The sequence below is a fragment of the Streptomyces sp. NPDC049687 genome, assembly GCF_044465285.1.
GTDB lineage: Bacteria > Actinomycetota > Actinomycetes > Streptomycetales > Streptomycetaceae > Streptomyces.
In genome coordinates this window covers 1,002,583-1,014,259 of the sequence record NZ_JBITLN010000001.1, presented here as the reverse complement: position 1 = coordinate 1,014,259, position 11,677 = coordinate 1,002,583, and the positions used below count along the sequence as shown (strand labels likewise).

The 11,677-nt window shown below is 71.7% G+C and carries 11 protein-coding genes; 4 read left to right on the top strand and 7 right to left on the bottom strand.

Annotated elements, in window-relative coordinates:
* Window positions 1-119 precede the first annotated feature (119 nt).
* Window positions 120-980, bottom strand: coding sequence for a helix-turn-helix transcriptional regulator (locus ACIBVL_RS04625; RefSeq protein ID WP_399091616.1), 861 nt, complete (start codon window positions 978-980; stop codon window positions 120-122).
* A gap of 148 nt (window positions 981-1,128) precedes the next feature.
* Between ACIBVL_RS04625 and ACIBVL_RS04620 the strand changes: the two genes are divergently transcribed.
* Window positions 1,129-1,989: an NAD-dependent epimerase/dehydratase family protein gene (locus ACIBVL_RS04620; protein ID WP_399091613.1), complete on the top strand. Its 861-nt coding sequence runs from the start codon at window positions 1,129-1,131 to the stop codon at window positions 1,987-1,989.
* A gap of 9 nt (window positions 1,990-1,998) precedes the next feature.
* Here the strand turns inward: ACIBVL_RS04620 and ACIBVL_RS04615 are convergent, their stop codons facing one another.
* The 4 genes from ACIBVL_RS04615 to ACIBVL_RS04600 are packed head-to-tail and all read right to left on the bottom strand — an operon-like array spanning window position 1,999 to window position 5,993.
* On the bottom strand, window positions 1,999-3,258 hold the full coding sequence (locus ACIBVL_RS04615) for an MFS transporter (protein ID WP_399091610.1): 1,260 nt from the start codon (window positions 3,256-3,258) through the stop codon (window positions 1,999-2,001).
* Entirely contained in the window at window positions 3,255-4,577 is a 1,323-nt protein-coding gene (locus tag ACIBVL_RS04610; RefSeq protein ID WP_399091607.1) for a GH1 family beta-glucosidase, read from the bottom strand. Before ACIBVL_RS04610 ends, ACIBVL_RS04615 begins: the two co-directional genes overlap by 4 nt.
* A 58-nt stretch (window positions 4,578-4,635) precedes the next feature.
* Window positions 4,636-4,902 carry a protealysin inhibitor emfourin gene (locus tag ACIBVL_RS04605; RefSeq protein WP_399091604.1) on the bottom strand — a complete coding sequence of 89 codons (267 nt, stop codon included), beginning with the start codon at window positions 4,900-4,902 and terminating at the stop codon, window positions 4,636-4,638.
* 20 nt (window positions 4,903-4,922) lie between these two features.
* Window positions 4,923-5,993, bottom strand: coding sequence for a M4 family metallopeptidase (locus tag ACIBVL_RS04600; protein ID WP_399091602.1), 1,071 nt, complete (start codon window positions 5,991-5,993; stop codon window positions 4,923-4,925).
* Window positions 5,994-6,326: 333 nt separating this feature from the next.
* Here ACIBVL_RS04600 and leuA point away from each other — a divergent pair, with 333 nt between their 5' ends.
* From leuA to ACIBVL_RS04585, 3 genes are all read left to right on the top strand, one after another.
* Complete coding sequence (gene leuA, locus ACIBVL_RS04595; protein WP_399091599.1) at window positions 6,327-8,057, top strand: 2-isopropylmalate synthase; 1,731 nt, start codon at window positions 6,327-6,329, stop codon at window positions 8,055-8,057.
* Between the two features lie 174 nt (window positions 8,058-8,231).
* The gene (locus ACIBVL_RS04590) at window positions 8,232-8,927 is read left to right on the top strand and encodes a TerB family tellurite resistance protein (protein WP_399091596.1); all 696 of its coding nucleotides are present in this window, start codon (window positions 8,232-8,234) and stop codon (window positions 8,925-8,927) included.
* Between the two features lie 108 nt (window positions 8,928-9,035).
* On the top strand, window positions 9,036-10,226 hold the full coding sequence (locus tag ACIBVL_RS04585) for an exo-alpha-sialidase (RefSeq protein ID WP_399091593.1): 1,191 nt from the start codon (window positions 9,036-9,038) through the stop codon (window positions 10,224-10,226).
* Here ACIBVL_RS04585 and ACIBVL_RS04580 read toward each other — a convergent pair.
* Together ACIBVL_RS04580 and ACIBVL_RS04575 are read right to left on the bottom strand one after the other, a co-directional pair.
* Window positions 10,205-11,128, bottom strand: a complete 924-nt coding sequence (locus ACIBVL_RS04580) for a hypothetical protein (RefSeq protein ID WP_399091590.1) — start codon at window positions 11,126-11,128, stop codon at window positions 10,205-10,207. The two genes, ACIBVL_RS04585 and ACIBVL_RS04580, sit on opposite strands and share 22 nt — an antisense overlap.
* Window positions 11,125-11,658, bottom strand: coding sequence for a SigE family RNA polymerase sigma factor (locus tag ACIBVL_RS04575; protein ID WP_399091587.1), 534 nt, complete (start codon window positions 11,656-11,658; stop codon window positions 11,125-11,127). The genes ACIBVL_RS04580 and ACIBVL_RS04575 overlap by 4 nt, the downstream gene beginning before the upstream one ends.
* Between the last annotated feature and the right edge of the window lie 19 nt (window positions 11,659-11,677).

Here is an 11,677-nt window from a genome sequence, read left to right as displayed (position 1 = left end):
CGCGCACCACCCCCGTTCACCGTGCGCATTGTTTAGTAGGCAGGTGATGCCCGGGGGAGGCACATGGGCAAACAGAGACAAGTGGGTGATGTGGAGCGGTAGTTCTCGAGGTGGGGGTCTCAGTCCCCGTGCTCCACCCCGCTCGTTGCGAAGTCCTGCAACCCCACCACCCGCAGCAACCGCAGCCGTTCATAGGTGACCGTGCCCGGGCGGGCCGTGTGGATGATCAGGTACTGGTGGTGTTCGTGGCTGAGCATGACCTCGCAGTCGAGGTCGAGGAGGCCGACCAGGGGGTGCTGGAAGCGTTTGGTGGCGCGGTGGCGCAGGGCCACCTCGTGGGCGTCCCAGAGGTGGGCGAACTCCTCGCTCTCCGCGCGGAGTTCGGCGACCAGTGCGGCCGGTTCCGGGTCGTCGGGGCGGGCGGCGGTCACTGCGCGCAGATTGGCCACGGCCGCGCGGGCGTGTTCCTCGCGGTCCTCCTCCGGGAACAGGGCGCGCGCGTCCGGGTCCAGGAAGTAGCGGCGGGCCAGGTTGCGTTCGCGCCGGGGGCGGGACATGACGTCGAGGGTCAGGGCCCTGGCCATCGCGTTCTGGGCCAGGACCTCTGCGCAGTCGGTCACCACCTGCGCCGGGGTGTCGTACAGGCGGTCCAGGATCAGCATCAGGCCGGGCGGCACGTGGGCCGACGGCGTCTCGCGGCGCGGGGGCTCCTCGCCGGCCAGGTGGAAGAGGTGGTCGCGTTCGTCGTCGGTGAGGCGCAGGGCGCGGGCCAGTGCCGTCAGCATCTGGCGGGACGGCCGCGGACCCCGGCGCTGTTCCAGGCGCGTGTAGTAGTCCACCGACATGCCCGCCAGCTGGGCCACCTCCTCGCGGCGCAGTCCGGGGGTACGGCGGCGGGGGCCCGGGGCCAGGCCCACGTCCGAGGGGGCCAGCCGGGCCCGGCCGTGGCGCAGGAAGTCGGCGAGTTCGGTCCGGTTCACCTCTCCAGGCTGCGGCACCCGGCCCGGCTTATCCAGGGACTGCCGGTCCCCTGATCGACGGGTCCCTCCCGGCCGGCCCGGCTCCGCCCGAGGGTGGTGGCACAGACCGAGTGGCACAGACCGAGTGGCACAGACCGAGGAGCAGATCATGCTGACACTGGTGACGGGGACGACGGGACAGGTCGGGAAGCGGTTCGTGCCGCGGCTGCTGGCCCAGCGGGAGTCCGGCGAACAGGTACGGGTCCTGGTGCGCGACGCGGTGCGCGGGGAGCCCTTCGCCGAGCTGGGTGCCGAGGTCGTCGTAGGGGATCTGCGGGACGAGGACGCGCTCGCCAAGGCGGTGGCCGGGGCGGACGCGGTGGTGAACGTCGCGGCCTCCTTCCGCGGGGTGCCCGACGAGGAGGCCTGGGCCGTCAACCGGGACGCGGCGGTGGAGCTGGGCCGCGCCGCACTGGCCTCCGGGGTACGGCGGTTCGTGCAGGTCAGCACGGGGATGGTGTACGGCGTGGGACGCGGGCGACCGTTGACCGAGGACGACGAGGTCCGGCCCGGCGGCCAGATGTGGGGTGCCTACAACGAGTCCAAGGCGGCGGCCGAGCGGGAGTTGCTCGCGCTCGTGGGGGAGGGGATGCAGGTACGGATCGGGCGACTGCCCTTCGTCTACGGCGACGGCGACCCGCATCTCGCCCAGTCCCTGCGCTGGGCCGCGCACTGGGCCCCGGCCCAGCGGCTGCAGATGGCCCACCACGCCGACGTCGCCCAGGGGCTGCTGCGTCTCCTGTACGCGCCGGCCGTGAGCGGGCCGATCTACAACATCGCCGACGACGCCCCCGTGACGGCCGTGGAGCTGTACCAGCTCAACGGCGTCGAGCTGCCCGCCGACATGCACACCCATACCGATCCCGACCCGTGGTTCGGGATCATGTCCAACCAGCGGATCCGCCGGGACCTCGGTTTCCGGCCGATCCACCCGTCCGTCTGGTCCGCCCGGGACGCCGGAGCCCTGTAGATCCGGGCTTCAGTCCACCCCCCTGATCCGCCCCACCAGCACCGCCCCCGCCAGTCCGACGACCGCCGCCACCAGGTACAGCACCCGGTAGCCGCCCAGGTACGTCACGATCGGCGCGGCGAGGACGGGCGCCGCGACCTGGGGCAGGGCGTTGGCGACGTTGATGACGCCGAGGTCCTTGCCCCGGTCCATGGCCTTCGGCAGGACGTCCGTCATCAGGGCGAAGTCCACGGAGGTGAACACGCCGAAGCCGATGCCCAGGACCGCCGCCGCGACGATCGCGCCCGGCCAGGTCTGCCAGACCGCGAGTCCCGCCGTCGCCACCGCCATCAGCACCCCCGACCAGACCACGAACGGCTTCCGCCGGCACACCCGGTCCGACCAGACCCCTCCCACGACGACCGTGGCGAGCAGCGTCACCCCGTTCACGGCCGTGAGGATCAGCACGCCCTCCTCGGGGTCGGCGTAGTGCAGCCGGTCCCGCAGGTAATAGAGCAGGTACAGCAGGACCAGCGCGTTGCTGAGGTTCATCAGGAAGCGGGTCAGCCAGGCCCAGCCCAGGTCGGGGTAGCGGCGCGGGCTGAGCCAGAAACCGGCCAGGAAGGCCCGCGAGGACCACCTCGGCCGTTCTTCCACCCCCAGCCGCAGATCCTCGTAGCGCAGCACGTACGGCAGCACGCCCACCGCCGTGAACACCGCGCACGCCACGTACCCGGCCCCCACGCCCCCGGCGGCCGTCGCGAGCGCCGTCCCGCCGACCACACCGAGGACCTGCGCGACCCCCAGCCAGCCGCCCACCGCACCCCGTTGGAGGCGCGGCACCCGGTCCGGGACCGCCGCCGTCACCGCCGCGAAGGCCGCGTTCAGGGTGAGCTGCACCAGGCACCAGCCCAGTGCCATCGTCCACACCCCGTCCGCCACCGCGAGCAGCAGCAGGGAGAGGGCGCCGCCCGCCGCACCCGCCACGATCCACGGCGTACGGCGGCCGTACCGGGAGGTCGTACGGTCCGACAGCGCGCCGAAGAGCGGGTTCGCCGCCAGCGACACCAGCGCGCCCACGCCCGTCACCCAGGCCAGCATGGTCTCCTTGGACATGCCGGAGCCGGGCGCGAAGTCCTTGGCCTGAGAGGCCAGCAGGATCTGCAGGGGGCCGTACCAGCCCACCCAGATCGCCCCGTTGGCGAGGGAGAGCGCCGAGGCCCAGCCCTTCCCCACCCGCTCGACCGGCTCGGCCAGCGCGGCCGCCGGGGCCCGGTCCGCGGTCGTCATCTCTGCGCCCGCAGGACGTCCCGCAGCCAGCCGTACGACGCCTTCGGGGTCCGGGCCCGGTTCGCGAAGTCGACGTGGACCAGGCCGAAGCGGCGCTCGTAGCCCTCCGCCCATTCGAAGTTGTCCAGCAGGGACCACACGAAGTAGCCGCGGACGTCCACGCCCGCCTCCATCGCCTTGTGCAGGGCCCTGATGTGGCCGTCCAGGTAGGCGATCCGGGCCTGGTCGTCGAGGCCCTCGTACGAGCAGCCGTTCTCCGTGATGACCACCGGCGGGAGCCGGTCGCCGTAGCGGTCCCTGAAGGTGGTCAGCAGCTCGGTCAGGCCCTCGGGGACCACCGGCCAGCCGAAGTCGGTCACCGGGACGCCCTCGATCTCCCGGACGGAGAAGGGCAGTTCGGCCGGCATACGGATCCCGCCGAACTCGATCTCCGTGCCCTGCGGGGCGCCCACCCGGGTCGGGGCGTAGTAGTTGACGCCGTACCAGTCGAGCGGCTCACCGATGACCTTGAGGTCGGCCGCTACGTCCCCGGGCATCAACTCGCCGAGCCCCTCCGGGTATTCGCCCAGCAGGAGCGGCTCCGCGAACAGGCGGTTCAGCAGGACGTCGTAGAAGGCCGCCGCCTCCAGGTCGGCCGGCTCCTGGGAGGCGGGCCAGGTCGGGCCGTGGGAGTTGGCGACGCCGATGTCCGTGGCACCGGCCGCGCGCAGGGCCCGTACGGCGAGACCGTGGGCCAGCAACTGGTGGTGGGCCACCGGCAGCGCGTCGAACAGCAGCTGCTTCCCGGGGGCGTGGGTGCCGAGCGCATGGCCGAGCAGGGTGTGTTCGGCGGGCTCGTTGAGGGTGATCCACTTCTTCACCCGGTCGCCCAGCCGGTCCACGACCACCGACACGTACTCCGCGAACCGGGACGCCGTGTCGCGCTCCAGCCAGTCCAGATCCGCCGGCAGGTCCCAGTGGAAGAGGGTCGGGACCGGACGTACGCCCGCCGTCAGCAGTTCGTCGACGAGACGGTCGTAGAAGTCGAGGCCGTTCGCCGCGTTCACCCTCGGCCAGGAGACCGAGAAGCGGTACGCGTCCACGCCGAGCCCCGACAGCAGGGCCACGTCCTCGGCGTACCGGTGGTAGTGGTCGCAGGCCACCGCCGCCGTGGAGCCGTCCTTCACCCGCCCCGGCTCGGCCGTGAAGGTGTCCCACACGGACGGCTCTCGCTCGTCCACCGCGCCCTCGATCTGATGGGCGGAGGTGGACACACCCCACAGGAAGCCGGCCGGGAACTGGGGTATCGGGTGGGCCGCGGCACGCGGATCGTTCGCCATGGGCGGGATCATCCTTACCGATCGGTAAGGAAGTCAACGTCCCGGCGTGAACTACCAGTTACGCCCCTTCCTTAAGGACCTTCGAGATCAGCTCCCGCTGCTCCGGGGTGAGCCGGGGGTCGGCCGCGTACACCGTCTTCCCGTCCACCGTGATCTCGTAAGCGAATCCGTCGGGCACGCCCATGGGCGGCACCCCCTGCCCGGCGGCGACCGCCTGCTCGGCCAGGGTGTGCCACCCCTGGGCGTCGGGCCGCCCCGAGGTGTTCACCTCGGCCTGCCGATCGATGCCCGCGAACCCGCCCGTGCGCCTCACCTGAATACGCATGGGTCCTGTCTAGCCCTCGGTCAGAGAATCCGCACCCCCACCTGTTCCCACGCCTTCTCCACGGCCTGGAACTCGTCGCCGCCGTCGCCGAAGCGCTCGCGCGCCGCCTGGACGGTCAGCTTGGCGAAGTCGGTGAAGAGCGCCTTCGACGACAGCTCGCCGCCGGTCAGCACGTCGTACCAGATCTGGCCCGCCTTCTCCCAGGCGTGGCCGCCGATGGCGGTGGCGACCAGGTAGAACGCGTGGTTGGGGATGCCGGAGTTGATGTGCACGCCGCCGTTGTCACGGCCGGTGCGGACGTAGTCGTCCATGGTCGCGGGCTGCGGGTCCTTGCCGAGGACGTCGTCGTCGTACGCCGTGCCCGGGGCCTTCATCGAGCGCAGGGCCGATCCGGTGACACCCGGGGCGAGGATGCCCGCGCCGATCAGCCAGTCGGCCTCGGCGGCGGTCTGGCCGAGCGAGTACTGCTTGATGAGCGAGCCGAAGACGTCGGACATCGACTCGTTGAGGGCGCCCGGCTGGCCGTAGTAGGTCAGGTTCGCCGTGTACTGGGTGACGCCGTGGGTGAGCTCGTGGCCGATGACGTCGATGGAGTTGGTGAAGTCGACGAAGATCTCGCCGTCTCCGTCGCCGAACACCATCTGCTCGCCGTTCCAGAAGGCGTTGTTGTAGCCCTCGTCGTAGTGGACGCTGGCGTCCAGGGGCAGGCCGTCGTCGTCGATCGAGTGACGCCGGTAGGCCTTGAGGTAGAGGTCGAAGGTGGCGCCGAGCCCGGCGTAGGCGCGGTTCACGGTGGCGTCCCGGCCGGGGTCCTGCCCCTCGGAGCGGACCTTGGTGCCGGGCAGGTCGGTGCCGTGCCCGGCGTCGTAGATGGTGCGCAGCGGCTGGTCGGACGGTGCCTTCACCGTCGGACCCGCCCACAGGCGGAACTCGGTGGTCACCCGGCGCCTGGCGCGCAGCTCGCTGTCGCGCACCAGGGTGCGCTGGGCGGGCCCGGAGAGGGCGGGGTCGTCGTGCCGGGCCAGCTTGTCGAGGACATGCGGCGGTACGACGGTGCAGAAGACGGGCTCGAAGCCCCCGTTCGTCGTCATGAGCGGCACCCTTGCACTGTGTTATGCCGCTGTCACCACAGGCAACCATGATCGGTGAAAAACGGTGACAAACACGGCCGATCCCCAGCGGGGAGTGGTATAGCGCACGTTTCGCCCCTTTGGTCCCCGCGGTCCCGCATACTGATACGGACCCCCGCGACAGAAGCGGCTCGGCTAGGCTGCGGAGCACTATGCGTTTCGGGCTGCTTCTCCTTAGCTGCCGCGGCGAGGGCCTGTAGTCGAGGCCGACCCCCTCCCCGCGGAGCTTGGTGTTGCGTGTCGGCCGTCCTTCCGTCCGGACGTTCTCCGGTCACCCTGAGGAGCCAACGCACCATGGCGAACCGCCAGCAGCCCAGTCAGATGCCGATCCACAAGTACGGTCAGTACGACCAGGTCGACATCCCCGACCGCACCTGGCCGAACAACCGGATCACCGTAGCCCCCCGCTGGCTCTCCACCGACCTGCGCGACGGCAACCAGGCCCTGATCGACCCCATGTCGCCCGAGCGCAAGCGCCGGATGTTCGACCAGCTGGTCAAGATGGGCTACAAGGAGATCGAGGTCGGCTTCCCGGCCTCCGGCCAGACCGACTTCGACTTCGTGCGCTCCATCATCGAGGAAGAGGGCGCGATCCCGGACGACGTCACGATCTCCGTCCTGACCCAGGCCCGCGAGGACCTGATCGAGCGGACCGTGGAGTCCCTGAAGGGCGCCAGGCGGGCCACCGTCCACCTGTACAACGCCACCGCGCCGGTCTTCCGCCGGGTGGTCTTCCGCGGCTCCAAGGACGACATCAAGCAGATCGCCGTCGACGGCACCCGCCTGGTCATGGAGTACGCGGAGAAGCTGCTGGGCCCGGAGACCGAGTTCGGCTACCAGTACAGCCCCGAGATCTTCACCGACACCGAGCTGGACTTCGCCCTGGAGGTCTGCGAGGCGGTGATGGACGTCTACCAGCCCGGCCCGGGCCGCGAGATCATCCTGAACCTGCCGGCCACGGTCGAGCGCTCCACCCCCTCCACCCACGCGGACCGCTTCGAGTGGATGAGCCGCAACCTCTCCCGCCGTGAGTACGTCTGCGTCTCCGTCCACCCGCACAACGACCGCGGCACCGCCGTCGCCGCCGCCGAGCTGGCGCTGATGGCCGGCGCCGACCGCGTCGAGGGCTGTCTGTTCGGCCAGGGCGAGCGCACCGGCAACGTCGACCTGGTGACCCTGGGCATGAACCTCTTCTCCCAGGGCGTCGACCCGCAGATCGACTTCTCCGACATCGACGAGATCCGTCGCGTGTGGGAGTACTGCAACCAGATGGAGGTCCACCCGCGCCACCCGTACGTGGGCGACCTGGTCTACACGTCCTTCTCCGGCTCCCACCAGGACGCCATCAAGAAGGGCTTCGACGCCATGGAGGCCGACGCGGCCGCGAAGGGCGTCACCGTCGACGACATCGAATGGGCCGTCCCCTACCTGCCGATCGACCCCAAGGACGTCGGCCGCTCCTACGAGGCCGTCATCCGCGTCAACTCGCAGTCCGGCAAGGGCGGTATCGCGTACGTCCTGAAGAACGACCACAAGCTGGACCTGCCCCGCCGGATGCAGATCGAGTTCTCGAAGATCATCCAGGCGAAGACGGACGCCGAGGGCGGCGAGGTCACGGGCGGCGACATCTGGGCGGTGTTCCAGGACGAGTACCTGCCGAACCCGGAGAACCCGTGGGGCCGCATCCAGGTCCGCACCGGCCAGTCGACGACCGACACGGACGGCGTGGACACCCTCACGGTCGAGGCGACGGTCGACGGCGAGGACACCGTCCTGACCGGTACCGGCAACGGTCCGATCTCGGCCTTCTTCGACGCCCTGCAGTCCATCGGCATCGACGTACGTCTGCTGGACTACCAGGAGCACACGATGAGCGAGGGCGCCTCCGCGCAGGCCGCCTCCTACATCGAATGCGCGATCGACGACAAGGTCCTGTGGGGCATCGGCATCGACGCGAACACGACACGTGCGTCCCTGAAGGCGGTCGTCTCCGCCGTCAACCGCGCGACGCGCCGCCCCTTCTGACCGGTGGTTCGGGGCCTTGATCGTCGTATACGGCGGTCGAGGCCCCGTCGCTTATCGGCCACCGCCGCGTGGAGGTCACGGAAAGGTCTCGTCCTGGGTACTGACTACTCCTCCCCGATGTGGCTAACATCACGCAGACGTGGCGATGTTGCCGCGGGGTTACGGAGGTGCGACGTGCTGCCAGGACGGGGACGAGACGGCCAGGTCACCAGGCATGCGCGCATCCTGGGCACCCGCACCGCGTGGACGCCCGTCGGGGACGGCGAGTTCTTCTGCCCCGGCTGCGGCGGCGACCGCAACTACCAGCGGCTGACCGGCCGGCGCCGCTTCACCCTGCTGGGCGTGCCCGTGCTCTCGCGCGGCGACACCGGCCCGGTCGTCGAATGCGCGGCCTGCCGGGACCAGTACGGCACCGACGTCCTCGACCACCCCACCACCACCCGCTTCTCCGCGATGCTCCGCGACGCGGTCCACACCGTAGCCCTCGCCGTCCTCTCCGCGGGCGGCACCTGCGCGCGTACGTCCCTGGAGACGGCGGCGGACGCGGTGCGCGCGGCCGGCTTCACCGACTGCACCCAGGAACAGCTCGCCGCCCTCGTCGACGCCCTCGCCTCCGACACCGGCCGCAGCTACGGCGAACCCTGCGGCGCCGGGCTCGCCATAGAGCTCCACGAGGCCCTCGACCCGCTCGCCCCGCACCTCGCCCCGCCCGGCCGCGAGTCGATCCTGCTGCAGGGTGCCCGCATCGCCCTCGCGGACGGGCCGTACACCCCGGCCGAGCGGGAGGTGCTGGCGACGGTGGGGGCGGCGCTGACGCTCCCCGCGGACGACGTGACACGGCTGCTGGTGGCGGCCGGCACGCCCTCCTGACACCCGCCCGGGAGCAATCCCCGGGGGAGCGACCCCTCATGGGGGCAGGGAAGAGGAAGAGCAGCCCGTTGGTGTGCTCGCCGGCCCCGAACCCGTGGGAGTTCCTCGATGACCCTCCTGAGCCGTACCCTCCTCGCCACCGCCGTCTTCCTGACGCCCTTCACCGCCGCCCCGGCCGCCGCCACGACCCGCTGCGCCTCCTCGGTGCCGTACGTCTCCGGGCAGGGCGGCTACGCCTCCTACCGCATCCCGGCCGCCGTCACCACGCTCCGGGGGACCGTCCTGGCCTTCGCCGAGGGCCGCCGGAACGGGCCCGGGGACACCGGGGACATCGACATCGTGCTGCGCCGCTCCACCGACGGCGGCTGCACCTGGGGCCCGCTGACGGTGGTCGCCGCCGGCGCGGGGGACACCCGGGGCAATCCGGCGCCGGTGGTCGACCCGCGCACCGGCGCCGTGGTCCTCGTGAGCTGCGCCAACCCCGGGACGGCGACCGAGGCGCAGATCATGCGCGGGGAGGCGCCCGCCCGCCGGGTGTACGTGCAGCACAGCCGGGACGACGGGATCGGCTTCACTCCGCCCCGGGACATCACGGCCGAGACCGGCCTGCCCGGCTGGCGCTGGTACGCCACCGGCCCCGGCCACGCCCTCGCCCTCACCCGGGGCCCGTACGCGGGCCGCCTCGTCGTCCCCGCCAACCACTCCGCCACCCCGCCCGCCGGCTCCCCGGACACCGGCCGGGAGCCCCGCTACTACGGCGGCCACGCCCTGCTCAGCGACGACGGCGGGCGCACCTGGCGGCTGGGGTTCGTCGACGCCGACCACGACGGCACGGTGAACGTCAACGAGTCCTCGGCCGCCGAACTCCCCGACGGCCGCGTGTACTTCACGGCCCGTGACCAGGGCGGCAGGGCCCCCGGCAACCGGGTGGACGCGGTCTCGCGGGACGGCGGCGAAACCCTGACCCGCCCCTACGCCCCGCAGCCCGCTCTCTCCGGTGTCCCCGTCGTCCAGGGCAGCGCCCTCCACCTCCCGGAGCCCGGTGCCCCCTTGCTCTTCTCCGCCCCCTCCGACCCCACCGCCCGCCGGGCGGCGGCGGTGTGGCGCGCCACGGACCCGGCCGCGGGCTTCACCCCGGCGGTGACCCTGTCGGCGCTCCCGGCCGCGTACTCCGACCTGGTACGGGTGGACGCGGAGACGGTGGGGGTGCTGTACGAGACGGGGACCGCGGGGCCGTACGAGACGATCCAGTTCCGGCGGCTGGACGTCGACGACCTCTACGGCAGGGTGCGGTCGTAGGTCTTGTCGTCGTCGGAGTCGTAGACCAGCTTGCCGGCGGCGTCGTAGCCCTTGACGTGCGGGGCGAGAACGACCTGCTGGTTGAGGACACCGGCGGCGACGAACCAGCCGTGGTCGAGGACCGCCGGGTCGGCGCTGCTGTCGCCGTAGGAGACGGTGACCTTGGCCACGGACGGGTCGACCGTGCCGATCATCCCCCATCGGAACGGAAGCTTCCACTTCCCCTTGTCGATGATCGACTGCTGGTACAGATCGCCGCCGTTGGCGTCGGGCACGACCGGGCCCGCGTCCGGCCCTTCGGCCCCGCTCGCGCTGGTGCTGATGCCGGCGGACACACCGTCCTTGACGTTGCAGATCACCCGGAAGCCGGCCGGCCGGTCGCTCACGCCGACGACGTGGATCCCGTCGCCGGGGGTGTTGGAGTCGCCGGTGCTCTTCGCCGCCAGGATGATCCGGTAGTTGTCCACGTTCCCCTGGTCCCCGCCCATCAGGGACGACACGTGCTCGGTGGCGAGACACTGCTTCAGCGCCTTCGCCGCCTCGGTGAAGGTGATGCCGTCGAGCAGTTGCCCGTCCGTCGCGGGCCGGCCCGGCCCGGACGCAGCGGCGGACGCCGCCGGGGTGCGCGGGGCGCTGACCGACGGCTTGGGCTCCGCCGCCGTCACCGAGCCCTCGGTGCCGCTCCCCCCGGCCCAGGCGTAAGCCCCTACGGGCACCGCGGTCAGCGCCAGCAGTGTCGCCCCGGCCACGGCCGTCCGCCGCCGCCGCTCGGCCACCCCACGCCGCCGGATCGCCGGATACGGCGCCGGAACGGGCCGTACGGCGTCCGCGTCCCGCGCCAGCAGCTCGCGCACCTGCTCCTCGAACTCGTCGTCGACGTAGACGTGCTGTTCCCCGCTCACCTGCTGCCTCCCTGGGCCTGACCGGAAACCGTGCGGCTGGGGGCCAGTCCCGGATACGTACGCAACTTCGCCAGCCCCTTGGACGCCTGGCTCTTGACCGTGCCGGGCGAACAGCCGAGCACCTGGGCGACCTCTGCCTCCGAGAGGTCCTCCCAGTACCGCAGCACGACCACCGCCCTCTGCTTCTTCGGGAGCCGGGCCAGCCCGGCCATCAGCGAGCCCCGCTCATCCACCCGCCCCGTGGCCTCGTCCCGCCCCGCCCGCTCCGGCGGCGCCGCGGTCAACGCCTCGGTGACCCGCCGCTTGCGGAACCGGTCGCTGTTGCAGCTGACCAGCATCCGCCGGACGTACGCCTCCGGGTTGTCGCTCCGAGAGATCCGCCGCCACGAGCGGTACGCCTTCGCCAGCGCGGTCTGCGTCAGATCCTCCGCGTGGTGGACGTCGCCCGTGAGCAGATACGCGGTCCGCACCAGCCGAGACCACCGCGCTCTGACGAACTCCTGAAACCGATCCTCAAGTTCGGCTTGCATCAAGCACCCTCCTCGCCCT